The following is a 25,545-nucleotide window of genomic DNA, read 5'->3' as shown; positions in this document are numbered from 1 at the left end:
TCGGAGCACAACATGTCGCACGGTCTGAGCAAATCCCGCATTACCAGCAACCGCCAATGCCCCAAACGGCTGTGGCTGACCGTTAACCGCCACGACCTCTTGGACGACACGGCGACCAAGGCTGCGATGGAGACCGGCCACAAGGTCGGCGCCATTGCCCAGAGCCTGGTGCCCGACGGCGTGCTCATCGACATCAAAGACTTGCGCATAGCCCTGCACCAGACCACGCTGGCCTTGGCCGCCAAACCCCGCCGCCCAATCTTCGAAGCCACGGTGCAACACGCGGGTGTGCTGGTGCAGGCCGACGTGCTCATTCCCCAGGGGAGGCGCTGGCGCATGGTGGAGGTCAAATCCTCGGCCCGTGTGAAGGACTATCAGGTGGAAGACGCCGCCATCCAGAGCTGGGTGTTTCGCCAGGCCGGGGTGCCGCTGTGCGGCGAGGGCATTGCCCACATCAACACCGCCTTCGTCTATCCCGGAGGTGACAACTACGACGGACTGCTGATCGAACAACACCAGTCCGACGCCGTGGCCGCGTTGCAACCCCAGGTACCGCAGTGGATCGACGCCGCGCGCAAGACGTTGGGCATGAAACGGGAGCCAAAGATTGAGCCCGGCGCACAGTGCACCGATCCATTTCCCTGTCCGTTCCAGGCCCATTGCATCTCGCCTCCGGAGGGCTACCCGGTCCACATCCTTCCGCATGGCGGCAAACTGGTGGCACAACTTCAGGCCGAGGGCTATGCCGATTTGCGCGACGTGCCCCAAGCACGCCTCACCAACCCACGCCATGTGCGCGTGTGGAGCGCCACCCGCAGCGGCAAGCCTTATATCGACGTTTCGCTGCGCGAAACCCTGCGCGCTTTGCCGTACCCACGCATTTACATCGACTTCGAAACCCTCAACCCCGCCATTCCACTGTGGGCCGGAACCCGGCCCTATCAGCAGGTTCCCTTCCAGTGGTCGTGCCATATTCAGCAGGCTGACGGCAGCGTGGAACATCAAGCGTTTCTGGCGGAAGGTCATGATGACCCTCGTCCGAAATTCATCCGCACCCTGCTTGACGCCGTGGGCAAAACCGGCCCCGTGCTGGTGTGGAATCAAACCTTCGAGAAGAGCCGGTTAAAAGAACTGGCCGAGCTGTATCCCCAACTCGCCACCAAGATTCAAAAAATCATTGGCCGCATGGTCGATTTGTGGCCGCTCGTCCGCGAGCACTATTACCACCCCGACATGATGGGCTCTTGGTCAATCAAGGATGTGCTCCCCACCATCGCCCCGGACCTTGCTTACGGCGATCTGGAAGTAGGCGGAGGAATACAAGCGCAAGAGTCGTTACGTCACATTTTGTCGCAGGAAATATCGGAAATTCAGAGAGAATCAACGCGCCAGGCGCTACTGGCGTACTGCGAGCGGGACACACTGGCGATGGTGCGGATGGTGGAAACTTTCGAGTTCATGGCCCGATAACACAGGAGATAATAATGTCTAACAAATTCAACATCAAAGGAAATAAATCAGGAAAATTAATAGAACTTCTCAGCAAAACAGATAAGCGAAAAGTTCATGATCTCTATCTTTGTTCCTGCTATTTTTCTGTGGATGCAATCAAATCTATCAATCAAGATATACAAAAAGAAAAAAGTATTAAAATAAACAACACATACGTCTACGTTGACAGAAGGGCGGCGCTCTCTGCGCGACCTTATGACATTCAAAAAATAAAATCATGGGAATCAAAAAACTCGAATTTTTCCCTTCGTGTTGTTGATTCTAGCGCTTTATTTCACACCAAAGCATATGCTTTGATTTCATGCAAGGAGGATAAACCATCCGGAAGTCTTGTGATTGGCTCCGCAAACCTTACAGGCAATGGCTTAACAAACGGTAAATTAGGCAACATTGAATCATTGCTTGACACCCAGGACGCAGAAGTCATTTCTGATTTCCTTAGTCGCATCAAATCAATAAAGGTAATTGGAATAGACGAACTAACGAAATTCACGTCATCCGATTCGGTCTCATTCGCCTATGCGCTTCTTAGGCAAGGTAATTTCTCGCACAAATGGTCAGACAATATAGGGCAATATCTGTCTGTTAGGCATGTTTTGAACAAAAAAGGGAGATCGGAATTATCGAATAGCGAATTAATAAATCTTGGTTTCAATGTTGATGCCGCATCAATTGGTAAAAGGTATTTTGACTTTGAATACGAGCCATTGCATCTAAAAGGCCTTGAGAATTTGATTCGGAATTTTGGCATAGAGACTTACTTAGGGCACTGGATCCCATCTTCAGCTATAAAAACACTTTTCAACGATGCGGATTACGATAAGTTCTGTAAAAAATTATCTGATTATTGGATCAAAGAAAAATTGGCACTTATTACAAAAATTAATAATGACTTCGATAAACTATTGCAGCTAGAATATGTTGACAAGCCAGAAAATAGTCCGGGTGATGCATTTGAGAGCAAGGTAAATGATCTTCTTGATAACGAGATGAAGTTATATAGGGCCTATGCTAAGTTCGAGTTTTACAATCTTCCCTACGACATTTCCCAGGATGACTATATCTTGTCGCTAAATGAGGAAATTCAGGACTTTATTGCATCTAGGGTGAAGAAAAATAAGGCTATGAAGGCTTATGAAGAGGCAATTTCCTCCTCAAGCTTAGCCCCAGTTCAAGACATCACCAATGATAGTCTAGTAAATGACAACTAACTTCACCCTCAAACCCGTCGGCGGCACAAGCGTCTACGTGATTTACAACATCATCTCCTACATGCAGTGCAAGGGCATCATGGGCGATAGCTCCTTTGAGGAAGTGTCGTCCGGGTTTCATGTGTTTTCGGGGACGGATTCGCTTTATTTCACCCCAACCCTGCCCGATGCCTACGCCTTCATCATGCAAGAGCTGGCCGCTTTTGAAACCAAGCGCAAGAATTTCCCGGAGCAGGCCGATGATTCCATTCCAGAAAGGCAAAACGGCGCTCCCGCGTGAAGACGCGCTCGACGTCGCCACAGATCATCGAGCATCACAACCCCAACTCCGCCGCTTCCTCTAAGGCTGTAGCAATAGTCCACTTGCCAAGCGGGCGCACTGGCGCAGGACTGGCGCAGACCATCCCGCCGTCCGGGCACAGTGTGAAGCGGCCATTGACGCGGTGATTGCGCAGGCGGCCGACTCGGCGAAGCGCCCCTGCGAAATCTGCGGCTGCCAACGGGCTCAAGAGCATGAGGGTGCCTACGCTTGCCTACGCTTGCCTACGCTTGCCAGCGCTGCGGCTGTGCTCGCCTCCTTGCTGCGCTTTGAAGAAATGCCATCCTGCACAACGCCATCCCCATGCCCAAAGCCGATTCCCAACAAACCCTGGCCCGCCAATGGGAGATGCTCAAGCTGCTGCCGCCGCGCCCGCCGGGGATCACCGCTGCCGCACTGACGGGCAAACTCGGCGATCTGGGTTACGACGTGACCAAGCGCACGGTGGAGCGTGATCTGAACGAGCTTTCGCGCTTGTTCGGCTTCACTTGCAACGACGAACGCATGCCCTATCGCTGGCATTGGATGGAGGGGGCATCACTCAGTTTGCCCGGCGTCAGTCTGGGGGACGCCTTGTCGCTGCGCCTGGTGGAAGACCAGTTGCGCCCGCTGCTGCCTGCCGCCGTGCTCAGAGCCTTGGAGCCGCGCTTGCAGCAAGCGCGTGACAAACTGGCGGAACTGGCGCCGAGCAATGCGCAGGCGCGCTGGGCGGGCAAGGTCCGCACGGTTCCTGCCAGCCTGCCCTTGCTGCCGCCGCAAGTCATGCCCGGCGTACTCGATGCCGTGCAGGAGGCGCTGATGGCCGATAGGCAATTGCAGGTGCATCACTTGCGTGCAGGAGAAACCGATGCCACCCTCTACACCCTGCACCCGCTGGCCCTGGTGCAGCGTGGACCGGTGAGCTATCTGGTGGCCACGGCATTTGACTACCCTGACATCCGCACCTACGCCGTGCACCGCATGCGCAGCGCCGAGGTGTTGGACAAGATTGCGCAAGCTCCTGCCGGGTTTGATCTGGACGCTTACATCGCCTCCGGCGCCTTGCAGTTCGGTGCCGGCCAAACCATTCGCCTCAAAGCACGTGTCGATGTGGCCCTGGCGCAAATCCTGCGCGAAACGCCGTTGTCGGAAGACCAAACCCTGGGACAAGCCCGGAACCGCTTTTGCACCTTGACGGCTTCGGTGCAGGACACCTGGCAACTGCGCTGGTGGTTGCTGAGCCATTCCAATCAGACCGTGGTGCTCAGCCCCGCCGCACTGCGCAGCGATTTGACACTGCGCATCGCCGAAGCGGCGGAGCTGTACGGGGTTTGAGAGCGCCCGCTAGGTTGCGGTTCGGATTCGGCGTTCCGTTCATTGCCCCTGTGTTTCCCCGTGCTGTGCGGCGTTGTGACGCAGCACCACTCTCTCTTTGTGCGACGTATGTTGTCGCATGCCGTGCGCAGAATGCAGTCATCCATCGCGGAGGGCTGCTTGCACCGCCGGTCTGCATCGAAGCTTGTCTGACCACTCTCGCACCTGATGTGGCGTTGCGCAAGGCGGTTCGACGTCTCGATCAATCGCCGGTGAATCCAGCACGCTCCCCGCGGTTCGTTGTCGCAACCACAGGAGTTGGGGATGAAGAAAGCAGGGGGAATTCTGGGCATCATCGGTGGCGTGTTTGGCGTGTTCGCCGCACTGGTCACCTTGTTCATCGGCGGGGTTGGCGGTGCGTTCCAGGCGAGCGGGGCGGGCACGGTCATCGGTCTGGGCTGGGGCGGATTGGCGTTTGCGTTTCTCGCCATCATCTTCGGGGCGGTGAGCCTGGGGGCGCGTTCCCGCATGGCCGGCGTGCTGCTGACGTTGAGTGCGCTGGCCGGCGCTATTCTCGGCGGCACCATGGTGGCTATCTGCATGGTGTTGGCACTGGTGGGCGGTGTACTCGCCACGCTCGGCACGAAACCGGAGTCTGCTGGAACCATGCTCGCACCCTCGACAATCCCCGCGCGGCGACGCGGCAAACTGGGGAAAGTGCTGGGCGCTGTGGCTGCCGTCGTTGCCGTGGCCATCGTCGCCCTAATGGCCATCGGCATCGAGAGCAAACCGGGCGGCGGCGGGCATGCTTCGCTGACGCCTGCGTCGGCACCAGCGCGGTCACCGGCACACGCAACGCCCTCACCTGCCGCAGCGGCTTCGTCGCCCCAGGCGTTTCAGGTGGGGGAGACATTCGCCACCCAGACCTTCCACGTCACCATCACTTCAGCCTCCGTGGCGCACAGCGTGGGCGACCTGCTCACCAGCAAGGCCCCCGCTGGCGCCGAGTATGTGGCGGTCGCCTGGCGCTACACGAATCGCTCCCAGGCGCCGGTCTCTGCGTTCGCCGTGCCCAGCGTGCACCTGCTCGATGCGCATGGCCATCGCTACGACGCCGACCTGGAGGCGTCCAGCTTCTATGCCGCACAAATCCATGCCAGCGCCAAGGCGCTCAGCGATGTGAATCCCGGCATCACGCTGACCGATGGTGGGGTGTTCGAAGTCAGCTCCGCACAGTTCAACCCCGCCACCTGGTCGATTCAGGTGCGTGTGGACGGGCAGGATGTGACCGTGCGCTTCCCCGCGTTGCCGACGGCGCAGGCGAGCGCACCTGCCAAACCGAGCGTGCAGGCGGTAGCGCGTGCTTCGATCCAACCGGCGGTGTCTTCGGCCCCCATGGGTGCGGCGAGCACGGCATCCACACCCGCATCACCCGCAGCGCTGATCGCATCCGCGTCACAGGCTACGGCATCACCGACGGCCCCGGCCAGCGTGTCAGCACAGTCTCAGCCGTAGGGGCAGGACGGCCAGTTTTAGCCAGACTCAGGGCAGCAGCAACCATAGCCTCGACGGGCCGACTCAACAGGAGCCAAGCATGAAAACGTTTGAAGCAAGCAATGCAGAGGCCGAAGTACAACGGCCTGTCATGAAAACGCTGGTGATCCACAACGCCGAGGATGTGAGTTTCCAGCAAGTCTGGGCTGTGCTGGGGCGGGCATTCAACTTTCCCATCCAGATCACCCGCCAGATTGCCCTGCAGGCGCATCGTGAAGGCACGGCCGACGTGTTCACAGCCAGCAGGGAGGTCATCGAGGCCAAGCGCAGCGTGTGTGATCGGGTGGCCGAGACCGAGGGATGTCCGCAGTTGATGTTCTCAGTACGGGATTCTTGAGGCTACTGGGTGCTGCTTATTGACGCCGCCAAGCACCTGCTCCGAGTTGTAGATCCGGGAACCCGTTATCCCTTGTCCCCACCTTTGATTTGTACCAGCACCCCGCGAGGGTGCTGGTGTTTTGGCGTTCAAGGCGCAGCCGAGAACGATGCTTTTCGGGTCTCGGGCGGAGCCTGAGCAGGTGGGGACGGGGGCACAAACGCAGAAACCGGCAAGCGAAGCGCGGGCGGTTTCGAGGATTGTGACCACGGCCCCCTACCCTGTACTTGTTTATTGACGGTGACCATGAAATATCAGAGCCGAACCTGTGAACGGGACAAGGCGCACCCGTGATCGAACTTGTGATCGTGACAAGTCGGGCCTGTGAACGCACCTGTGAGCGCGACAGATCGGGACAAAATGACCTCGTGAGTGGGACTAAATGATCCCGTGAATGAGACAAGTCGGGACAGCACGATCTCGTGAGCGGGACAACCTTGCCGGGATGCCATATATCCCTAGCAAGGAGTCCAACATGACCACGAGCAACCCCCATATCGACATGGATGCAAACAATTCGGACGCTCGCCTGCGCGCCGCCGTCGAATCTGCGCTATCCAGCGGCTACGAGGTTATCGCCCGCACATCGTCCACAATCATTGTGAAGAAGTGCCTGGACATCATTGAGCGGTATCGAGACGACGGGCTGACCTTTGCGCAGATTGCGGAATTCATTTCAGAAAAAGTCGCGCCAGTGACCGAAATCGCACTCAAGAAGGCCTATGGCAGAGAAATCAAGGCGCGATCTGCGCGCGCCAACGCTCCACCCACATCTGTGTCTGTGCCGAGCGCTGTCGCGGCGACACCGACCGCACCAACTCCAAAAGCAGAGGCAAAGAAGCGGGACGTATCAGCGCCGTCTGCTCCTGCGCCCTCCTCACCCTTCGTTCTTTCCGAGATTCCGCCCGGCGAACGCACGCACACCGCGTGCGAGAACATCGCCGTGACCCATTTCGCCCGCCGCTACGGCGGACGCAACCCGGCGCAGGTCAAGGTGGATGAAGTGTCCACAGCCGAACTGGACTGGCTGGAAAAATTGTGGGATTTGAACGCCCCGGCGAACCCGGGAACGGGTGATCTCTACCGGATCAAGTCATTCACGCCAGCGGGCCGCCCGATCTATGACAAGCCATTCTTCCCGCCTGGCGCGTTCAGGATGGAAAGCGGTGGGTTTATCGAGGGTGTGGATGATGATTTGCACGCTGACATGAAGAAATACGGCGCGGGACTGGCCGAAGACCAGGACGATAACGACATGCTCCAGGCAATTTTTGCAGATGGGTATCGCAGCGTTCCGTTCCCGAAGCGGAACGTGAACGGCATGTTGAGGGGGATGATGCCCGACATTCGGAAGGCCGCGGAGAAGGCGAAAGGGGCTGCGGCGCTCTGAGGGGTGTGCCGGTCGGTCGCATATCCGCATGAGGGCCCGCGCTCTGCGGGTGGCAACGGAGAACCCGACATGATCAAGACGTACTTTGTGGACGGCGACAAGGGCGGCGTGGGCAAGAGCTTTGCCGCGCGCGCCATCGCCGACATGCTGATGCAGTCCACACGATTCAATCTACCCAAGCCAATCAACCGGCTGCTGGTGGTCGATGCCGACGAATCGAACCAGGACGTGTGCGGCGCAGGAGGATTTCCCAAGCTGGAAACAATCAACACTTGCGAAGTCATCGGCAAGTTTTACCCGATCTCCAGCCCTGAGCAGTGGGTGAAGGTTGGCGACGAGGTGTTCGACATCGTTCAACAATGGAATGACACGGACGAATGCCGCGTGGTGTTCTCCCTGCCCGCCGGGGCGGGCCTGGCGATTGCCAAGGCCGCCGAGGTCACGGCGGTGATGACGGCGTTGAATGCTGTGCATGTCTGGGTGATGGGCACGGACGCTGGATCGGTCGAGCAGTTGCAGGCCCGGATCAGTGCCTTTCCGTCGTTTTACAGGCAAGGCTTCGTCATTCGCAATCTCCGGCATGGCGTCAAAGAAGACTTCACCCACTGGGAGCGCAGCGTCACCCGCGATGCCGTGCTGGATTGGGGGTGGCAGGAAATTGATCTACCAGTGCTCACCCCGTCCGTCGCTGTCAATCTGGCGCGCACGCCGCTGCATATCGCCGAGCGGGACAAGGCATCCACCACGGGCAAGAAGCTCGGGATGGGGTCTCTGGTGTCCCTCAAGACCTTCCGGGGTGTGGCGGGCGATCGCCTGGCTGAACTGGAACGGTACGTCCCGAAAGCCGAGGATCTGGACGCGGGAGATCCAGCATGAGCATCTATTCCGAACTGATTGAGCGGTTCGCCAAGGACGGTCTTTCATCGGCTCAGCAGGCCGAGATCGATGCGATCCGACTGGCCACCCGGTTTGACGATGATGACACGCTTTGGGGCGTGATCCTGCCGATGTACTTCCTCTCCAACCGCCGCGAGCAGGCCCGCGTCGATCAGGAAGCCCTGCTGCGGGCGATCCAGAACGTCTCTACAGGAGGTATCGATGCGGAGAAGTTGGGCCGGTTGATCGGCCCGCACATCGACGCCAGCGGCATCGATGTTCCCGCACCAGAGGTCAACGCAAGCAAGATCGCGCAGGCCATCACCAAGGCAGCCATGCCGGTTTTGGAGTCGGCCCTGGCGGATCGGGTGGTCAAGATGGATGCCAAGGAAGCCCATGAGGCCATCCGTGGCGCGGTATCCGACACCCTGTTTTCCTGGCAGGTGGGCGCAGCCGTGGCTGCCGCTCTGCTGGTGGCGATCGCCGGGTATTGGTGGGGTGGCAAGCAGGTCGAGTGGCGCGATCAGCCCGTCATGGTGCAGATGCAGGCGCAGATCCGACAGATGCATGCGGCAGCGGTCCCCCATTGGCGGCGTTAAAGCAGCACATGGACATTGACACGCTCAACTCGGCACGGAAAAAGCCGCGCCCTTTCCTGATGAGCGCAAGCGCGGAGCAGTTGCGGGCCGTGCATGGCGCAGTGATCAAACCCCGGAAGACGAAGCTGCGCACGCAATACGTCCGTGAGCGTGAATGGCCCTCGTCGCCAGAGGCCAAGAAATCGACCCAGCCAGGGCCGCAGCCGGATTTTTTATGGACCTCCGGACTGGGCGTGTTTGACCACAACTGAATCCGGTATCGCAACCCACTGTCAGTGCTTGCTCCTAGCATGCAGTGACTGCGAATCGGCCTTGCCATTGGGGCACGTCCGTGGCAACGTCAGCAATGCGGCCAGTTTCTGACCGTGGCGGTGGTGTTCTACTGAACGTCAGGGTCCTGCATCGGCGAACTCACACAATCGACCTACAAGAGACATTCAGAGGTTGCGCGCAAGCGGCTGGTCAAAGTTCGCTCGGCGCCAACATGCTTGTGGACGTGCGCACGGATCGGCGCGTCCTGGCGACTGGCAATGTGCCAGATTTGCCCCGACGTGTGCATTTCCCATCTTGGTCTTGACAAACTGGACGCCAAATATAAGCTGAGGTCATATTTTTTTATGGCGCCAGGCATGAATGAGCCTCTTAATCCGGAGCAGATCAAGGCCGCTCGAGCTCTCTTGACATGGTCTCAACAGGAACTGGCAACCAGGGCGCGCGTGGCGACGTCAACCGTGGCCGACTTCGAACGGGGCGTCCGAACCCCAATGGCCAACAACGCTCAGGCCATCCGCGAAGCGCTCGAAGGCGAAGGGCTGCAATTCCTTGCGGGCGGCGTCGTCGAAAAGGCCATGCTCCCCCGCCCGCCTCAAATCGCGCAGCTGGGCCAAGGCACCCTCCTTCGGTGGATCAATGCCACGGACCTGTCCCAATGGGGAGAGCGCTACGACGGCAAAGGCGGCATGCCGGAGCTCCTGCGGCGTCTGATCTTTGCCGAACACGGGCCCGCAGCGTTCGTTCATTTCCCGTCCGACGAAAGCATTCAATACCCTGGCTATGACGGCACGTGTTCGGTTACCTCGGGATCCGCGTTTGTGCCGGATGGAGACTCGGTGTGGGAGATCGGCTCCCAGCGCACGTCGATCCGAGCAAAGGCGGACGACGACTTTGTCAAGCGAACCAAAGATCCGCTGGACCGCGACCCCAAGCAAACCACATTCGTTTTTGTCACGCCGCAGCGGTTCCCCGGAAAGGACACCTGGGTCGCCGAGAAGAAGGCTCTTCGCGTCTGGCGTGACGTCGTCGCCATTGATGGCGATGATCTTGTGCATTGGCTGGAAGCCCACCCAGCCGTTGCGCAATGGCTTGCCGTCAGAATCGGACGCCGGCCTCAAGGGCTGCGCAATCTGGAGGAAGTCTGGGAGGAATGGGTGCGTGCGACCTCCGTCCCGCTCACGCCCGATGTCTTGCTGACCGATCGCGATGAAACCCACATCGCCCTGCTGAAGTGGCTACGAGAGTCCCCACAGCTGATGGCTGTTCAAGCCGATGCCCCCGACGAGGCGATGACGTTCCTGTACGCCGCAGTGAGTCCGCTGCCCGAGGCCTATCGCCTTTCGCATCTGGGGCGCTGCGTCGTTGCAGATTCTGCCGAAACGGCTCGGCAGTTGGTGGGGTTGGGAACGCCCTTGATCATCGTAATGACCAACCCCGATGCCGGTCTCGCCCGACGCTTGGTCGATGATGGACACCACCTGTTCGCAGCTTGCGACACTCGCCTCATAACCTCTTTCGGTACACATCGGCTGGCCCGCCCATGGCGGTTTCATCTGCAAGAAGTACTGATCACGACGGGGCTGTCCGAGGAAGAGGCCCACAGGCTTGCGCACGCGTCTGGTCGCAGCATCACCGTACTACGGCGACTGATGCCGGCAGCACCAATTTCTCGTCATGATTGGGCCGCCAACGCGCCTTCCGAACTGGTCGCCGCCATGTTCGCGGGTGCCTGGGTCGGCACCAATCTCGCCGATCGCAAGGTTGTCGCCGATCTGGCTGGGTGTGAGTACGAGCAGCTGGAAGCTGCGCTCGCGTCGATTGCCACCAAAGCGGATAGTCCGATCGTGCGCCTGGGCAACGTCTGGAAAGTCATCTCCTTGCATGATCTGTGGACCCAGATCGGAGCCCAAGTCACTCCGGGCCAGTTTGCTCGCTTCGAAAGTGCATTTCAGGTCGTGCTCGGCACGATCAACCCGCGCTTTGCCAGGCGACCAAAGAGCAAGTACTACGAGGAGGAAGGTGAGTTTGGCGAAGAGGCCTCTCCCGCGCTTCGAGACGGCTTGACCTAGGCGATGATTGCAGCTGCGGTCTACCCTGAGCGTGCGGAGCTCGTTGCCAACGCACGTGAGCGCGCAGACCGCTCCGTCCGCAAGCTCTTGCAAAAGGCCAGTTCCGCCCTTTGGTGGTCCTTGTCCTGCGACTTTCGCAACCTTGCCGAGGCGGCCCCTGAGGCGTTTCTCGAAGCTCTTGAAGTTGGTCTCGAAGGTGATGATCCCGCCATCACGTCGCTGTTTCGCAGCGACGAAGGGCTGATGCACCCGACCGAATACCTTTCCAATTTGCTGTGGGCGATTGAGATGCTTGCACGCTCTCCAACCTACCTGCCGCAGGCAGCCTCCATCCTGGCGCGCCTGGACGAACTCGATCCCGGCGGAAAGTGGGGTAACCGACCGTTTGCGTCGTTGCGTCGCGTCTTCGTGACGTGGTTTCCGCAGACCTTTGCAACGCCGGTGCAGCGTTTGAAGGTCGTTGACCGCGTCCTGCGCGAGCATCCGCAAGTCGGCTGGAAGCTGTTGGTCGCGATTTCGCCAAAGCTCTATGACACGTCCGACCCCTCGGCCATGCCGAATTGGCGTGATTTCGCCCCGGACCAGCCCGAGACAATCACATGGGCCGCCGCGGCAGAGACGTCGAGAGCTATTGGCGCACGGTTACTCGAATACGTGGGTAGCAGCGTCGAACGCTGGCAGACGCTGTTCGAGCTCTGGGCCAACTTCGATCCGTCGTGGCGACAGGCGGCGGTCGCTCAGTTGAAGGAGTGTGCTGCGTCGCTGGCCGATCCGTGCCAGATCGAGTCTCTGCGGGACGCGCTTCGCGCGCTCCTAGACAAGCATCGCGGCTTCAAAGACGCCGATTGGGCGATGGGTGACGGGGATATTCAGCCACTTGACCAAGTATTCCACACCCTGCAGCCGGCGGGGGTGGAGGACCGCGTTCGTTGGCTGTTCCGCCCAGGGGCTTTGGGTCTCAAACCCGGTGTTGACTTCAGAGCGTCACAGAATGAACTGGAGGCCCGGCAACGTCAGGCGGCGGAGGACCTGCTTGCTGCGCTTTCGCCCGATGCGCTATTCGACTTCATAGCGACGATCACCATGCACCACGCCCTCGGCGTGGCCGTCGCCAACTCCGGCGTGCCCGACGCGACGATGCAGGATCTGTTGAAAAGGGGACTCAGGGCCGAGAACGGGAACGAAGCTGATTTTGGCGTGGGCGTACTTTGGGCACTCAAAGTCAACGCTGGTGACGACGGGGAAGCATGGATTCGTCAGCTGTGGGCCCAGGCGATATCCGAGGGCTGGGGAACGCTCGCCGAGATACGGATATTTCTAGCCCTGCCGATGACGCGTCAGATATGGAACGAGGTCGAAGCCCGATCAGCAGAACTGGCCAACGTTTATTGGAGACACGTCTCGGTTCATCAGATCCCTGGGGATGCCGATCCGGTCTACATAGCCGAGCGCATGTCGGCCGTTGATCGGAGCTACGACGCCGTCGGCTGGTTGGGACACAACATTTCCGCCAATCCTCCGGGCCCGCTGCTCGTGCAAACGCTACGAGCAGCGGCGAAATCCGCCGCGGCGAAGAACGGGAACGACGCGGTCATGATGAGTCACTGGCTCGGTGTCATCCTGAACTATCTGGAATCGGCGCCGGACGTGACCGAGAAGGAAATCGTCGAGCTCGAGTGGATCTACTTCCAGGCGTTGCGCCATTCGCAACGGCCCGCGCGTACCTTGCATCGGGCGTTGGCCCGCGACCCCGAGCTTTTTGCAAACTTGCTCAAGCTGATCTACCTGCCTGCAGAAGACAGCGGCGTGGAGGAACCCGCTCCAGACGACATGGAGGGCGCACGCAAGCTCGCCAGCCAGGCCTACGACGTCCTCCACGATTGGGCCGTGGTGCCCGGCACCGACGACCAGGGGCGCATCGACCAAATTGCCCTGGAAGAATGGGTCAAGAAGGCTCGGAAGCTTTTGGTCGAAGCCGGTCGAGGGGAGATTGGTGACAGCAAGATCGGGGCGATCCTTTCCGCCGCAGCGCAGGATCCAGGCCAACCGTGGCCTCCGAAGCCGGTGCGGGAAATCATCGAAATGGTTCGTAGCCGGACTCTGGAGCGAGGATTTGAAGTCGGCGTGTACAACCGCCGCGGAGTGACCGTTCGCATGCCACATGACGGCGGGAAGCTCGAACGAGATCTCGCTGCAACCTACCACGCGCACGCGGAGGCACTACGCTTCGACTGGCCGCGCACGGCCGCCTGTCTTGATCGGATCGCCGAGACTTATGAGTCGGAGGCCGCCCGAGAAGACCTGACCGCCCAACAGCGGGAATGGCTATGACCAAAAAGGGTAGTGGGCTGCTTCCGATTTCGTGGATGCCTTGAAGAGGCACGAAGATGAAACCAAAGGCGGATCATGGGAGCGCCTCGATCAGCACGCCGTGGCGAACGTGGATCTTCGCGCGGCGACGGATTTCGGGTTACCCGGAACCCGTCGGGCGATGAACGCGTGGGTAAGTCCCTGAGACGTCCAAATTTGGCCTCCGGGTATGCCTGCTCTTGGCCGGTTGCACGCGGTGGGCTAATCTGCCACAAAGCGACCTTAGCGCAGGGCATGTGGTTCCGGCTGGCGGCTTAGGGTAAGGGCGCCTGAATGCGGGCTCCCGGCCAGTAGCGGGCGCTGTTGAAGGCCGCCTTCGAGCCATCCCCTGAACCTGCAGCATGTTCGGGTAGTCAGTCCCACGATCCGAGCGCGTCTGTATGGCATCACTCGTAGCGGAGGTAACTCACCGCAAACGCATCAGGCAGTGGCCCAACCGGCCAACTTGCGCGCATGCGCGTCTATCGCCTCGGATCTCGCTGAGAGGAATCCATCGAAGTCATCCTGCAACGCAGCAGCGATGGCGGCCTTGCCGACAAGGTTCGTGGCGAGCCACTTCATTGCATTGTCTCCGTGCTCGTCCAGGAGCCGCTTCAAGTACACCGACGGCGCTTGGTCGCCGATGATCTTGTTGCTGCTAGACGAGAGATAAAGGATGTTTGAAAGCGCCGATGCCTTAATTGTCGAGATACCCTTTTCCCTCAGGAATGCTTGTGGAAAGAAATGGTGGAATTCTTTTGCGTTCTGCCACGACAACGCCTTGTCGGTGTCGATGGTCTGGCCGGTAAGTAGATCGTGAGGTTTCTCGTAGGCGAGCACCAACGCCAAAATCTTCGAGTGCGCGTTGTTGAGCCGAAAGTGCCGTGACGACCAGATCTGCACTGAGGGGGGCGGGGTTGGAATCAGAATGTCCTCAGTCTTGCCTTCAGAGAAATCGCACACAGCTGCCAAGTCGGATGCCATCATTCCCGAATTCCAGCCGCTGAAATACCCAGACACGCCAGTGCGCCAAAACCATTGCTCCACAGCTCTCCATTGGGTTGCGGTTGGCTTAGGTATGCGCCGCAAAATCTCGGCAAGCACCACGATCTGATTGGTATAGGGGACAACCGACGATGAGGGAACCTTGATGTGGGTCGAGAGGAAGTCCACCGCGCGTCGATAACCATGCTCAGTGTCTGCCACGGCGATTTTCAAGTCGGCAGGCGCTGCTTTGCGGAGATCATCGATGCTCTCGACCGTGAACGCCCCGCCCATAGCGACTGAGACGTTCCTCAAAATCGCCTTGCGCTCCACCCCCTCGAACGATTTGGCCATGAGGGCGTCGCGGATGCTGTCGATGCTATCGACGAGGTCAAAGTCGGGGCTCCATGTCGCCGCGCGCATCAGGTCGACGATCGTCAGCCTGGTTCCGGTACTGTTGATCCTCTCAAAAATAGGCGCGACATCTGCTAGCGCCATGTCGCCGAGCGTGACCGTTGCAACCTTGTAGTCCTTGAACCTATCGAAGAGCTGCCGCGCATTCGCGGCCAGTTCCGGCAGATGGGCAGCATCGAGAGCCGCAACTTGAAGGAAGAAACTAGATGGGTTGGGCAACTTATTCAGCCGCACCAGATGTTGGGCAGGCTCGTCGGTATGATCCAAATGATGAAAGGTACGCGTCCGCAGGTCATAGGCAACGTTCCACGGGCTGCGTGGGTCGCCCCCTCTCCAATACAGCGCGCCGCAGATCGAAGAGAGCCGCTGTTGCCCATCCAGCAAGTAGTTGACCGGGTACTCCGGCTTGGGCAGGGCGATTTCGAGGTCGGCGATCTTGCTCTCACTGCGAAGCTCCTGCTTGCTTTGCCAAAGCAAAACACTACCGATCGGGAAGTTCCTCGCCACGGAATCGAGAAGCTCGAGAACCTGCTCCTTCTCCCAGACAAATTCACGCTGAAACTTGGGTAGATAGATGTCGCCAGTCAAGATCCTTTTGGCCAAGTCGTCGATTCGGTCGACAGAGGGCTGAGGGTCCTTAACAGGCTTGGCGGCTGCGTCGATGGGGAACATTATTTCCTCTAGGCGGCCATATTGGCTTGATTCGATAATAGCTTGCACCGACCGCAGCTACTGCAGACCGCCTTCCAGGCCTAACCTGACTACACCGATGTCCCACTCCTCAGACGCCACTTCGGTCGAGCGTACTGCTTTGCGACGTCGAAACCGAAGATGCGTATGGCAGCTGTGGGTCGATTGTGAGTTCGCAGATGCAGGAACCTGACGTTCAGTAGCGCGACACTGCCGCAGTCAGCAACTGCCCACATTGCTGACGTTGCGACCGACGTGCCCCAATGGCAGCACTGGCCGACTTGCTGACAGCCACGAGTGCGGCGAGAACATGGCGCATGCCAAGCCTTAGCGCGCCATGGCCTACCCCTGCGGGTGGGTGCACACTCCCACATCAGATTCCAGATACCCCTTACTTGATCACCCGCCGCAGGTCATTCCAGTCCGAGCGCACACGCGACACCCCAGCATGCATCCTGCTACGCGCCAGCCATGCAAGGTTGCCGAGGAAGGGCCGTGCCATGCGCCACAACTCGGGGAAGAGAATCGCCCACAACCGCCCTTGCTTGCGAAATAAGAGCAGCACGGTCCCGGCGCCCATGATGCCCATCCAGATGTCGCCAGAACCGTTACCCAGCCCCATCGCCAGATGGAACACCCAGGCGGCGAGGAAGAACGGCAGCAGCAGGATCAGCGTACCCAGCGCGTTGCGAAAGTAAGACCAGTACAGCTTGAGGGTGTGCATGCAGGTCTCCAGTTCAGCGGTGTGCCGTGGCGTCTGAGAGCACTTTCGCCACCCACTTGTTCATGCTCTGCCCCTCACGCGCTGCGGCTTTGGCCGCCGCAGCATGAAGGCTGGGGTCGATTCGCAGCATCAATTTGCCGGACGAAGGTTTTTCTGGCGGTTGTTTGAGTGCCGCGCAAGCATCGATGTAGTCATCGATCGCCTCATGGAATGCTGCCTCGAACTCGGCCACAGACTCCCCGTGAAAACCGATGATGTCTGCAATGTCCAGCACACGCCCAACCAGGATCTTGTCATCCGGGTCATAGGTCATGCTGGCGGCGTAGCCTTTGTAAGTCATCACGTTGTTCATGGGGTCACTCCAATCTTTTCCAGATACTCCCGCGCCAGTCTGACGCGGTATTTCAAGGCTTCTTTCTGCGGGTGAGGCCGGTGGAAGTAGGCACGCAGCCCGTCTTTCTCGAACGTCACGGATGATCCACTTCCCTCGATGACGCGACACCCTGCCGCCACAAGCAACGCTTCGATACGCGCCCACTCCAGATTGCCGTTGACCGGGCTGGAAAAGATCGCCTCAAGCGTCCTTTTTTGCTTGCTGTTCATTATGCAATGATAGCACTGTTGATAGCTCATTAAACAATACTGCTATCAAGCCCTTTGCCGTCGCGCCGCATATCCGTATGCCCACGCCATACCGGAGATCGTCGTGCTTCTACCCTCATTCCTGCCCCCCACCCTCGCTGTCGGCCTTGTACTACTGAGCGCCTTGGCATCACCCGCTGCGCAAGCGGCCTCGCTCAGTCTTGACCTCTCCACGGTATGCGTCCATAACAAGGCCGCGGCCCGGCGTCATCTGAACCAGGTCAACCCAGGACTGGGACTGGAGTACCCGCTGTCGCGCAACATCGGCCTGGCCGGTGGGTTCTACCGCAACAGCTTCGAGCGCACCAGCGCGTATGCGTTGATTGACTGGACGCCGATGCATCTGCGTTTGCCGGCGGGGCTATCTGCCAGCATGGGCATCGCGGGTGGCCTCGTCAGTGGCTACGCCCACGTCAACCCAGTTGCGCCGTTCGCGGCGGCGGCCCTGATCAAGATTCGAGGTGCGCGGCGATGGGGGATCAACCTCGTAGCCGTGCCGAACGTTTCAGCGAGTTCGGGCTTCATCGGCCTGCAACTGGTGGTGCCGCTGTGAAGCCCATCGCGCTCCTGTGGGCTCGCCGCTTGCTTGCTCTGTTGCTACCCGCCATTGCGGGGTTGATCTGGACGCTTTCCAGCCGCGCCTGCGGCGTTGTCCTGTCGCCCCTGCTCATCGTCGGTGCCATGCTGGCGGAGAACCGTCGCTGGCGCTTTCTCGCTGCGCTGGCCTACTTCGGTGTCGGCGGTGCGGCGCTGCCGTCTGAAGTGCAGAGCTTCTTCGGTTCTGGTTGGATCGTTGGTATCGGCCTGTGGGTGCTGTCGAGCACGCTGCTAGCCGCACCATGGGCCTGGGCATCGCGCGACTGGCGTGTCGTTGCGGTGCTGCTGATCGAGGCGCTGCCGCCGCTCGGATTCTTCGGCTGGCTGTCGCCGCTGGCGCTGGCTGGTGTGCTCTATCCGGGGTTGGGATTGATGGGCTTCGCGTTTGGGCTGGCGATCCTGTGGACGCTGGCAGTGCTGGTCCAAACCCAATCCTCGACGTCCGCGATCAAACTGGCCATGGTGGTGTCGGCAGCGCTGTCGGGGGTGGCGGTATGGGCGAATGCCTCATACGCGCCGCCTGTCGCGCACGCTGGCTGGGTCGGAGTCAATACCCAAGTCGGACGTGAAACCGATGACGTGATGGCCGAGGTCGCGCGCAACCAGGACTGGATTGATCAAGCGGCTGGAGTGGTGCGCCCCGAAGCAAAGTCAAAGTCAACGGCAGGGGCAAAGAAACAGGGTGGGGCTGTGGTGGTTCTGCCCGAGGACGTGGCTGGAACCTGGTGGCCAGGCACGGCGGCGCAGGTGCGGGCCGCGATGCGTCCGGGCGACGTGTGGCTTGTCGGCGCGTCGGTGCTTGGGGCGCAGCATTGGGACGGGCGCTATCTCAATGCTGTGGTGGGGCTGGGGCGTGATGGCGATGCGCTGCTGTTTGCCTCTCCCGTGCCCGTGCCAGGCGGGATGTGGAAGCCGTGGGCTGGCGAAAAGTCTTACACGGCGTCGCACTGGTGGGAGCCGGTGCGGACCGTCGCTGGTGTGCGTACCTGGGCCGCGATCTGCTACGACCAAGGCTTGGCTTGGCCGTGGCTCCAGGCGCTTGCGCAGCGGCCTGCGGTGGTACTTCGAGTGTCGAACTATTGGTATGAGCCTGCAGGGGCTGTGGCGCCCCGTGTCGAGGCGGCCACGACGGCGGCTTGGGCAAGGCTCATGGGCGCGGCGGTGGTGACGGCGGTGAACAGGAGTCAGATGCTTAGATACGCATCGAGATAACCACTTGGATTGAACGATGGATCTGGCGGCAGTGGTGGTGGTGGGTTGATCATGCCGGTTTCGCGCCAATCCGGGTTGTGCCTCTGCTCCCGTACCGTTGGGTAGCCGTCGCAGTATGCGGTCTGTCGGTAAATCCGCGTTGAGCCATACTCCACGAATGGCAACAACCTGGCGTGGTACGCAGCCACGCCCGCGAAAAAGCGCACAGCGCCAAGATGGTCTGCGTTGCCTTTTATCGGCGGCAAATCCATGTAATTGCCGAGGTCCGGTAAAGACACACCAACCCGGGGAAACGTCAGATCGTGCGGAATGGTAAACATCCGCGCTACGCCCTCGGTCAACCGCTCACGCCTATCAACGAGCCGCCGCATGATGGTTTCGCGCCCCAGATCGCCGTTTGTTTCCGTGACTTCAAAGTACCAAACCCGGTCGAGCGTCCTGCGCCCATCGCTGCGGACTTGCTCCAGCCCCATCACAGCAAACAGAATGTCCCCAGGCTTCAACGGGCTTGGTAAGCGCGTATTCGCCGCGCTCTCTTTGTTGAGACGCCGCATTGTGGCGCGCATCTCTTTGCGCCGCTGCGGGCTGATGTAGACATTATCGACGTCGGATGTGTACCTCATGGCATTTTCCCCGAGTGCTCAAGTTCGTGTTCAATTTCGATGGCGATGCGATCAAGTTCATGCGCAAGGGCGTCCGCCGCCCATTCCCAGTCCTCGTCGGCGGGTAAGGCATCCCGCAGGCTAGGGTCTGTCACAACGGCGCCTACGGTGGCGGATGCTGTGGCAGACGCAGAGGTTTGATCTTTTTCTTTGCCCCTGCCTTTGTTATTTTGTTGACTTTTGTTGTTGCTTTCCACCGCCGATTCTTCGTGTGAGACAACTGCACCCAGTTGCATATAAGTGTCTTCTATGCAACTGGGTGCAGTAGCGGATGCCCTCCGCCCGCCTTTGCTAGCCGGTGGAATCACTCCCCCAGCCCGCATCGCCTTAATCCTGGAATTAATTGCGTCGGTTCGTGCGCTAGCGCGCAAGTTGACCAATGCATCTCGCACACTGCGCTGGCTCACACATCCGCCGGATGCGAGGATCATGTCAATCGCCTGATCGATGGCGTCAACGTCCGTCCTTTGGGGGCCGTGCGCCCCGCCGCGGTGGATGGTGTTAGGCATTGCGGCGTCGATCTGAACGCCGTGCCGGGCCAACGCCAGATCCATTTCTGGCGACTGGATGCCACCCCAAAGTTGGACGATCAGCGGTTCCCCTTCGTGGCTCACCGCGCGATTTCGCCCGATGGCCTGGGCAATCGTCCCCGCATAGTCGTCCAGCAGCCAAGCGCGCACCTGCGGCTGACGTGGCAGTGGAACGCCATTGTTGCCCTTGCCATCGTCTTCATCCCCATTGAACTCTGGCCAATCCTCGCCGGGCGCTCCAGTAGACAGCATGGCCGCGCGGGCGCAAGCGTAGGCGCTAGCCCATGTCTCCGGCCCCATCAGCGGCATGCCAATCACAGCCAGGTGCATCCCCTTCCAGTCGTCCTGCCCACGATCATGCTTACCAAACCAGCCGATCTTGCGCCCTGTGCTGGCCTCGAAGACCGCCTTTGTCACTTCTGGCTCACCTGCCTTGATTCTTCGATTTGGATGCGCCTTGTCTTCCACCGTATCGGCGTAGGCGAGGTAGGCCCTGTGCGTCAATATCGCACTGTTCGCGGGCATTAGCATCGCAATTTTTTCGATTTCTCGCATGTACGCTTTCGCGCTACGTTCATATCCTTTGTGGCCAACCTTGCCACGCGCATACAGGTGGCCTGTGATGCGGGTGACCGTCATGTTCTGGTCGGCCTTGGCGTCGTGAATCATCCCGCCGGCTGACGTAATCAGTGCCCGCATCGCCGGGCTGAGCGTCGCATCCAGAAAGATTGTCGATCCGCGTTTGGTTGACCAGTCCACAGCGGGGGTAATCTCATAACAGTGCAGCCCGTTTTTCTTGATCCGTGCCGCGTTGGCTGTCAAGCTCCATGCCAGCGCGGCAAGTGCGCGCAGCGGCGTAAAAAATTCGTCGGTCTCATGGTTCCACGACACCCGCTCCCACCGCGCCGTGCCGGCTGCGCTCGCACCTGCATCCCGGACCTTCTGGTCCATCTCCTTGATCAATTTGGCATCTGGCATCACACCCATCGCGATCGCCACGATCAGGTGTTGAAACAAGGCGTCGATCTCGGGCGCCAAGTTCAGTATTCCCTGCGCGCTCTGGCGCTCTTCAGCATCAGCTTCGCTGGGGTTTGCCAATCCACCCAAATGCTGCAAGCGCCTTTCCAGGCGCTCCTGAATTTTGGGTAGGCTGTCCCTCCAGAGGCTCACGTCCGCCGGGCTGATCGTGACCTCGTGCGCGAGGTCAACACGCTCGTCGAACACGATCATGCGCTGAGTTGCGCGGTGCGGTTTGCCGGTGATGGCATCTCGCTCAAACCAGTCGCCAGCAGCGTCTGAGAAGGACTGAATCGGCATCACCAACTTCTCCGCCGCCAGGCTGTTTGGCAAGCCTTCGTACAGGAATCTGCAGGGGCTATAGTCAGCTGGATTTAAATCACGATCCTCAAAAAACCGCCTGGCCAGTTCAATCTTGACTGGGTCTTCGGCCTTAACCAGCGCCCCGGCCATGCCATGCGGGCATGTTCGGCACAGGCTCTGCGCTGGCCGATGATTCTTGTCCCCCGCTTGCTCGACCGCTTTGATTTTGAAGCAGGTGAACTCTGTCGTGGTGCCGTCTTCTGCTTGCGGTTGACGCCCAAAATAGTGCCGTGCGCCTGGAATCTCATCGGCGTACTTTTGAGCCAAGCCGTGGTTCGGAACAACGATGACGACTGGCAAGTTACATGCCGTGGCAATCTGCTGTGCGGTAGTGCTCTTCCCAACCCCGACAGTCACTCGGGCGCCCATCGGCGGTACCGGCGCGATCCGCCGCGGGCGGCGATTCTCTGCGCGAGCCAGCGCCTGCTCGGCATCAATCTCCCCTATCCACCGCTGATGCCGCTGGAGGTATGCCTGCATGGCGCTGCGCAGCGCGGAGCGCACGGATCTGAGTGAGATGGACGAAGCTGCAGGCGCGGCAACAGCCGCGCCCACCGCCGGTGTGGCGGTGGACATGGTCGGCGCCTCACTTGCGGTGCTTGCCAGTCCCGCGCGGCCGGCCAGGCTTGCGCCTATCAGATGCCGCCTTGGGTGCTTCGGGGGCGTTGCCCGTCTCGCGCCGCCGGCAAGTCTTGCGGCCAGGTGTTGCCTTGTTGCCCGTGCCGCGCGGCCGGCCAGGTTTGCGGCCAAGTGCCGCCTTGGGCGCGGCGAGGGCGGTGACAGAAATCGCGCTGAACGCCGAGGTTGGGATTGGGGTAGCCGTCGCGCTCGGCATCCCAATCAGCGCCTCGATATCCGCCACCCGCCACAGCCTGCGCCGGCCGGCGATCGGCGACCGCGGGGGGATACGGGGATCGCCGCGCAGGATCAGGCCAGGCACGGTCGCTGGGGACACTCCAAGCGCCGCTGCTAGCCCCTCGAGCCCCGCGTGGCCTGGGGGGATGATGGCGACGCTCCCGACCGGGCGTCCACCGCGGCGATTGCCGCCGCTGCTAGCTACTTTTTGAGTTTGGTTTTTGATTCGCATCTCGACACCATTTTTTTGGTGCTCCCCGCCAAGGGGAAGGGGTGGATGCTTGGTCGCCCGCGCTGTGAGAGAGGGCGGGGTTGACTCTGTGCTACGTCACCCGCGCGGGACGCGGGTGGATTGGGGGCGCTGCGCCAGGATCCGAGGGGTGAGAAAGACCCTGGTTTGATTGACGGCAAAACCGGGCGCAGCTGAAGCCAGAAATCTGGCTTGAATTAGCCCAAGCTTAATCCAAACTTGGCTTGCCAAAGCAAGCAGCAAGACTGCCGCAGCATCAAATTCCTTCTGCGCGGCCCCCGCCGCAGCTTTGGCCGAAGCGGCTTTAGATTTGAGTTCTCGGTCTAGCTCAACCAAAGGCGTCGCTGCCAAGATCGGCAGAAGACCAACAGCCAAAACCGCCATCAGCGCCGGCAGCCCAGCGAAAGCCGCCTGCGCAGGACCCAGGCCTCCCGCCTGCTGATGGAAGGCATCAACCAGCCACGCCGTAGCCGCCAACGCCAGCAAAGCCCAGAGGTATCGCCACGCGCGAGGCCCCCAGACTCTTAGTAAGTCTTTGGCTTCCCTGTTTCGTTGGCGCGCGGCTCTTCCCATAACTGCAAGATACCACACCAAATCGGCAATGAACCAAAAAAGTTAGATGTTGTCGCGAGTTCGCAACAGCTAATGCAATATTTACCTCTTTATTCTCAAGCCATTGCGATGGTGACCTGCGGATTTGGCTCGTTCTTGGTTCAAATTTGGTTCACTCAGTGAACCAAACAACAACAACAAAGAATCGTCGATAAACAAACAACAACAACAGTAAATAAATGATTTATAAAGACATTTTTCTTCGAAGTTGAGACTGAACAACCGCTTGCAATCGTCTTATTTTTGGACTGTTAATCCGCAGGTCCCTGGTTCGAGCCCAGGTCGGGGAGCCAACATATACGGGCCTCACAACGATGTGGGGCCCTTTCTTTTGCTCCGCAATCCGAGTGTTGCTCCGCAAAACTCTATTTTGTGGGGCTAACCAGCTTGCCCTTCCGGTGCCTGACGTAGTGCCGCGTCATGGTGCTGGAGGCGTGTCCAAGTTGGTCCTGGGCGGCCTGCATTCCAGCTTGTTCTTCCTTGTCGGTCCCGGCTTTTGCTCGCAGATCGCGAAATTGCGTGGCCAAGATTAGCCCTGCCAAGGCCGGGTTGGCGTCAGCGGCGAGTTTGCGCGCCTTCTCGAAGCGACTGTCCAGGGCGCCACTGCTCAATGGCTGACCTTTCTCGTTGCAGACCAACGCGAGCGTACGCACTGCATGGAGTTTCTTGCGCGCAAGTACCCGATCGATCACGGCCCTCAACTCGCCCTCCACGACGATGCGCAGACGGTTGTGGGTCTTGTTCTGACGCACCGACAGTTGGCCATCGTGGATGTCGGTCTCTGCCATCTTGAGTGTGTCCGCTGGACGCTGACCGCACAAGTAGGCCAGGTCCAGCGCATCTCGCAGCGGCTCATCAGCCTCGTGCCAAATCGCCGCAAGCACGGCATCATCGACATAATGGTCTCTTCCTTTTTCACTGTAGCCCCTGATTCCCTGGCAGGGATTCATCTGATCCGTGAAGCCTTTCCCGCGGGCGTAGTTCCAGATGTGCGAGAACAGGGCTTTTTCCCTGTTCGCCCTCACTTCACCCGTGCGCCCTTGCGTGGACAGCGGTGGCTTCCCGATTTTTGCGCGGTCCTCGTTCGTCAGGCGCAGCCGCTGCTCTGTCGCTGAGACGCGCCAATTGAGATACTGCTTGATGTGCAATGGCTTGATCTCGGCGAGAGGCGCTGGGGGATTGTCAAAAAACTGATACAAGTTCTCTAACTCAGCCAGATTGTCCTTGCGTGTGCGCAGTGCCTTCTTCGGAAGCTCCTCGATCAGATAGAGCTCGGCGACATAACGAAATGTAATCAACTTGACGTGCGGCGCGCCCTGGTCACCTTCAAGCTGGCCCCATTTCTTGACTGCCTCGACATAGTCGCTCCCCAGCGGAATCTCCTTCCTGGGCTTCCCGCCGGGGTCGTAATAGTAATAAATACGGCCCGAGCGCTGCGGACGCGCACGCATGCCGCGAGGTAGATTCAAATATTTTGATGGGCGTCTTCCCATTTCGTCGTTCCATCAGGTTTGAAACTGCGCTCTACGGAGATTGCAGAACGCGCGGTACCCACGTCCGGGCCAGAGGTTCCGCCATGACGATGCTTCGGCCATCGACTGCAGACCGCGCGACAACGGGACGCCCTGCACCATTCACAAAAAAGGGTACGCCCATCCGCCGCAGCGATTCGAGTTGCGCGGTCTTGCGTTTTCTCGCAGTGAGAAATACCAATTCTTCCTCGGTAAGAAATGCGGTCATTTGCTGGTCTTCCAATCAATTTCATCTCGGCGTGCGCCAGATGCGATTTCACGATCATCTGTTGAATAGAAATGGAGAGCGTGAATCAGGGTTCAAGGTGGAGCGCCACACCGGATATTTGAGCGTGTCTGTTGTGCATCAGGAAACCGAAAACAAGGCGATTTCCTTGGTGATTTGCGACCAACCAGAAACTCGACTCCAGATCATTGCAATTCGTCAACGTGCCAGTGTCAGTCGGCCGTTGGGTCCGGCAACGCAAACGGCGAAAGATGGCACCTGCAGGAAAATTGTGACCTTTGCGCAAAATCGTGACCCTTATCGGGCACGTTGTGAATGAAATCCGTGACTTACAGAACACAACGGCATTCCGTCGCGGAATTTTCGTGACATCGGCCGATGTCGCGATCGGGGCCAAACGATCTGCAAAGCCTT

24 protein-coding genes are annotated in these 25,545 nt (G+C 59.5%); 15 read left to right on the top strand and 9 right to left on the bottom strand.

Annotated features, from left to right (window positions below; all coding sequences use genetic code 11):
* The first annotated feature begins 12 nt into the window (after positions 1-12).
* The 12 genes from ACYCUK_RS03600 to ACYCUK_RS03545 all read left to right on the top strand — a co-directional run bounded on the left by ACYCUK_RS03600 (position 13) and on the right by ACYCUK_RS03545 (position 13,803).
* A complete protein-coding gene (locus ACYCUK_RS03600; protein ID WP_461593464.1) occupies positions 13-1,470 on the top strand; it encodes a DUF2779 domain-containing protein in 1,458 nt (485 codons plus the stop codon).
* A gap of 14 nt (positions 1,471-1,484) precedes the next feature.
* On the top strand, positions 1,485-2,723 hold the full coding sequence (locus ACYCUK_RS03595) for a restriction endonuclease PLD domain-containing protein (RefSeq protein ID WP_461593463.1): 1,239 nt from the start codon (positions 1,485-1,487) through the stop codon (positions 2,721-2,723).
* Entirely contained in the window at positions 2,713-3,003 is a 291-nt protein-coding gene (locus ACYCUK_RS03590; protein ID WP_461593462.1) for a hypothetical protein, read from the top strand. The genes ACYCUK_RS03595 and ACYCUK_RS03590 overlap by 11 nt, the downstream gene beginning before the upstream one ends.
* Positions 3,004-3,345: 342 nt before the next feature.
* Positions 3,346-4,356, top strand: coding sequence for a helix-turn-helix transcriptional regulator (locus tag ACYCUK_RS03585; protein ID WP_461593461.1), 1,011 nt, complete (start codon positions 3,346-3,348; stop codon positions 4,354-4,356).
* A gap of 303 nt (positions 4,357-4,659) precedes the next feature.
* The gene (locus ACYCUK_RS03580; RefSeq protein ID WP_461593460.1) at positions 4,660-5,850 is read left to right on the top strand and encodes a DUF4352 domain-containing protein; all 1,191 of its coding nucleotides are present in this window, start codon (positions 4,660-4,662) and stop codon (positions 5,848-5,850) included.
* Between the two features lie 79 nt (positions 5,851-5,929).
* Entirely contained in the window at positions 5,930-6,226 is a 297-nt protein-coding gene (locus ACYCUK_RS03575) for an ATP-dependent Clp protease adaptor ClpS (RefSeq protein ID WP_461593459.1), read from the top strand.
* 514 nt (positions 6,227-6,740) lie between these two features.
* Positions 6,741-7,655, top strand: coding sequence for a hypothetical protein (locus tag ACYCUK_RS03570; protein ID WP_461593458.1), 915 nt, complete (start codon positions 6,741-6,743; stop codon positions 7,653-7,655).
* Positions 7,656-7,724: 69 nt separating this feature from the next.
* Positions 7,725-8,531 (top strand): hypothetical protein, encoded by an 807-nt coding sequence (locus ACYCUK_RS03565; RefSeq protein ID WP_461593457.1) that lies wholly within the window; start codon positions 7,725-7,727, stop codon positions 8,529-8,531.
* Positions 8,528-9,130 (top strand): hypothetical protein, encoded by a 603-nt coding sequence (locus ACYCUK_RS03560; protein WP_461593456.1) that lies wholly within the window; start codon positions 8,528-8,530, stop codon positions 9,128-9,130. Before ACYCUK_RS03565 ends, ACYCUK_RS03560 begins: the two co-directional genes overlap by 4 nt.
* Positions 9,131-9,138: 8 nt before the next feature.
* The gene (locus ACYCUK_RS03555) at positions 9,139-9,381 is read left to right on the top strand and encodes a hypothetical protein (RefSeq protein ID WP_461593455.1); all 243 of its coding nucleotides are present in this window, start codon (positions 9,139-9,141) and stop codon (positions 9,379-9,381) included.
* Positions 9,382-9,759: 378 nt separating this feature from the next.
* Positions 9,760-11,472 (top strand): helix-turn-helix domain-containing protein, encoded by a 1,713-nt coding sequence (locus tag ACYCUK_RS03550; protein ID WP_461593454.1) that lies wholly within the window; start codon positions 9,760-9,762, stop codon positions 11,470-11,472.
* A gap of 3 nt (positions 11,473-11,475) precedes the next feature.
* Positions 11,476-13,803: a hypothetical protein gene (locus tag ACYCUK_RS03545; protein WP_461593453.1), complete on the top strand. Its 2,328-nt coding sequence runs from the start codon at positions 11,476-11,478 to the stop codon at positions 13,801-13,803.
* 459 nt (positions 13,804-14,262) lie between these two features.
* Here ACYCUK_RS03545 and ACYCUK_RS03540 read toward each other — a convergent pair whose 3' ends face one another.
* From ACYCUK_RS03540 to ACYCUK_RS03525, 4 genes are all read right to left on the bottom strand, one after another.
* Positions 14,263-15,891 (bottom strand): GmrSD restriction endonuclease domain-containing protein, encoded by a 1,629-nt coding sequence (locus tag ACYCUK_RS03540; protein ID WP_461593452.1) that lies wholly within the window; start codon positions 15,889-15,891, stop codon positions 14,263-14,265.
* Positions 15,892-16,300: 409 nt separating this feature from the next.
* Positions 16,301-16,633: a hypothetical protein gene (locus ACYCUK_RS03535; RefSeq protein WP_461593451.1), complete on the bottom strand. Its 333-nt coding sequence runs from the start codon at positions 16,631-16,633 to the stop codon at positions 16,301-16,303.
* 13 nt (positions 16,634-16,646) lie between these two features.
* A complete protein-coding gene (locus ACYCUK_RS03530; protein ID WP_461593450.1) occupies positions 16,647-16,985 on the bottom strand; it encodes a type II toxin-antitoxin system HicB family antitoxin in 339 nt (112 codons plus the stop codon).
* The gene (locus ACYCUK_RS03525) at positions 16,982-17,236 is read right to left on the bottom strand and encodes a type II toxin-antitoxin system HicA family toxin (RefSeq protein ID WP_461593449.1); all 255 of its coding nucleotides are present in this window, start codon (positions 17,234-17,236) and stop codon (positions 16,982-16,984) included. The genes ACYCUK_RS03530 and ACYCUK_RS03525 overlap by 4 nt, the downstream gene beginning before the upstream one ends.
* 103 nt (positions 17,237-17,339) lie before the next feature.
* Here ACYCUK_RS03525 and ACYCUK_RS03520 point away from each other — a divergent pair, with 103 nt between their 5' ends.
* Positions 17,340-17,828, top strand: coding sequence for a hypothetical protein (locus ACYCUK_RS03520; RefSeq protein ID WP_461593448.1), 489 nt, complete (start codon positions 17,340-17,342; stop codon positions 17,826-17,828).
* Positions 17,825-19,084: a carbon-nitrogen hydrolase family protein gene (locus tag ACYCUK_RS03515; RefSeq protein ID WP_461593447.1), complete on the top strand. Its 1,260-nt coding sequence runs from the start codon at positions 17,825-17,827 to the stop codon at positions 19,082-19,084. Before ACYCUK_RS03520 ends, ACYCUK_RS03515 begins: the two co-directional genes overlap by 4 nt.
* On the opposite strand, the gene ACYCUK_RS03510 is transcribed toward ACYCUK_RS03515, so the two are convergent.
* The 5 genes from ACYCUK_RS03510 to ACYCUK_RS03490 form a co-directional block, all read right to left on the bottom strand.
* A complete protein-coding gene (locus tag ACYCUK_RS03510; RefSeq protein ID WP_461593446.1) occupies positions 19,057-19,707 on the bottom strand; it encodes a hypothetical protein in 651 nt (216 codons plus the stop codon). The two genes, ACYCUK_RS03515 and ACYCUK_RS03510, sit on opposite strands and share 28 nt — an antisense overlap.
* Positions 19,704-22,232, bottom strand: a complete 2,529-nt coding sequence (locus tag ACYCUK_RS03505; RefSeq protein WP_461593445.1) for a hypothetical protein — start codon at positions 22,230-22,232, stop codon at positions 19,704-19,706. The genes ACYCUK_RS03510 and ACYCUK_RS03505 overlap by 4 nt, the downstream gene beginning before the upstream one ends.
* A 607-nt stretch (positions 22,233-22,839) precedes the next feature.
* Positions 22,840-23,145 (bottom strand): hypothetical protein, encoded by a 306-nt coding sequence (locus ACYCUK_RS03500; protein ID WP_461593444.1) that lies wholly within the window; start codon positions 23,143-23,145, stop codon positions 22,840-22,842.
* A gap of 593 nt (positions 23,146-23,738) precedes the next feature.
* Positions 23,739-24,824 (bottom strand): tyrosine-type recombinase/integrase, encoded by a 1,086-nt coding sequence (locus ACYCUK_RS03495; RefSeq protein WP_461593443.1) that lies wholly within the window; start codon positions 24,822-24,824, stop codon positions 23,739-23,741.
* A gap of 73 nt (positions 24,825-24,897) precedes the next feature.
* The gene (locus ACYCUK_RS03490) at positions 24,898-25,113 is read right to left on the bottom strand and encodes a DUF4224 domain-containing protein (RefSeq protein ID WP_461593442.1); all 216 of its coding nucleotides are present in this window, start codon (positions 25,111-25,113) and stop codon (positions 24,898-24,900) included.
* Between the two features lie 31 nt (positions 25,114-25,144).
* On the opposite strand from ACYCUK_RS03490, the gene ACYCUK_RS03485 reads away from it, so the two are divergent.
* Positions 25,145-25,450 (top strand): hypothetical protein, encoded by a 306-nt coding sequence (locus ACYCUK_RS03485; RefSeq protein ID WP_461593441.1) that lies wholly within the window; start codon positions 25,145-25,147, stop codon positions 25,448-25,450.
* Positions 25,451-25,545 lie beyond the last annotated feature (95 nt).

It is taken from the genome of Thiomonas sp. (assembly GCF_054608695.1).
Note: the sequence above shows the minus strand (reverse complement) of the source record. Positions and strands in the feature narration are given on the sequence as shown.

Bases quoted from the DNA above. Each gene is read 5' to 3' on its own strand.
- ACYCUK_RS03550 (WP_461593454.1), top strand. From the start codon at position 9,760: ATGAATGAGCCTCTTAATCCGGAGCAGATCAAGGCCGCTCGAGCTCTC.
- ACYCUK_RS03545 (WP_461593453.1), top strand. From the start codon at position 11,476: ATGATTGCAGCTGCGGTCTACCCTGAGCGTGCGGAGCTCGTTGCCAAC.
- ACYCUK_RS03535 (WP_461593451.1), bottom strand. From the start codon at position 16,633: ATGCACACCCTCAAGCTGTACTGGTCTTACTTTCGCAACGCGCTGGGT.
- ACYCUK_RS03500 (WP_461593444.1), bottom strand. From the start codon at position 23,145: ATGGCGGTTTTGGCTGTTGGTCTTCTGCCGATCTTGGCAGCGACGCCT.
- ACYCUK_RS03505 (WP_461593445.1), bottom strand. From the start codon at position 22,232: ATGTCCACCGCCACACCGGCGGTGGGCGCGGCTGTTGCCGCGCCTGCA.
- ACYCUK_RS03570 (WP_461593458.1), top strand. From the start codon at position 6,741: ATGACCACGAGCAACCCCCATATCGACATGGATGCAAACAATTCGGAC.
- ACYCUK_RS03490 (WP_461593442.1), bottom strand. From the start codon at position 25,113: ATGACCGCATTTCTTACCGAGGAAGAATTGGTATTTCTCACTGCGAGA.
- ACYCUK_RS03590 (WP_461593462.1), top strand. From the start codon at position 2,713: ATGACAACTAACTTCACCCTCAAACCCGTCGGCGGCACAAGCGTCTAC.
- ACYCUK_RS03595 (WP_461593463.1), top strand. From the start codon at position 1,485: ATGTCTAACAAATTCAACATCAAAGGAAATAAATCAGGAAAATTAATA.
- ACYCUK_RS03560 (WP_461593456.1), top strand. From the start codon at position 8,528: ATGAGCATCTATTCCGAACTGATTGAGCGGTTCGCCAAGGACGGTCTT.
- ACYCUK_RS03585 (WP_461593461.1), top strand. From the start codon at position 3,346: ATGCCCAAAGCCGATTCCCAACAAACCCTGGCCCGCCAATGGGAGATG.
- ACYCUK_RS03540 (WP_461593452.1), bottom strand. From the start codon at position 15,891: ATGTTCCCCATCGACGCAGCCGCCAAGCCTGTTAAGGACCCTCAGCCC.
- ACYCUK_RS03580 (WP_461593460.1), top strand. From the start codon at position 4,660: ATGAAGAAAGCAGGGGGAATTCTGGGCATCATCGGTGGCGTGTTTGGC.
- ACYCUK_RS03565 (WP_461593457.1), top strand. From the start codon at position 7,725: ATGATCAAGACGTACTTTGTGGACGGCGACAAGGGCGGCGTGGGCAAG.
- ACYCUK_RS03525 (WP_461593449.1), bottom strand. From the start codon at position 17,236: ATGAACAGCAAGCAAAAAAGGACGCTTGAGGCGATCTTTTCCAGCCCG.
- ACYCUK_RS03600 (WP_461593464.1), top strand. From the start codon at position 13: ATGTCGCACGGTCTGAGCAAATCCCGCATTACCAGCAACCGCCAATGC.
- ACYCUK_RS03510 (WP_461593446.1), bottom strand. From the start codon at position 19,707: ATGAGGTACACATCCGACGTCGATAATGTCTACATCAGCCCGCAGCGG.
- ACYCUK_RS03530 (WP_461593450.1), bottom strand. From the start codon at position 16,985: ATGAACAACGTGATGACTTACAAAGGCTACGCCGCCAGCATGACCTAT.
- ACYCUK_RS03555 (WP_461593455.1), top strand. From the start codon at position 9,139: ATGGACATTGACACGCTCAACTCGGCACGGAAAAAGCCGCGCCCTTTC.
- ACYCUK_RS03575 (WP_461593459.1), top strand. From the start codon at position 5,930: ATGAAAACGTTTGAAGCAAGCAATGCAGAGGCCGAAGTACAACGGCCT.
- ACYCUK_RS03495 (WP_461593443.1), bottom strand. From the start codon at position 24,824: ATGCGTGCGCGTCCGCAGCGCTCGGGCCGTATTTATTACTATTACGAC.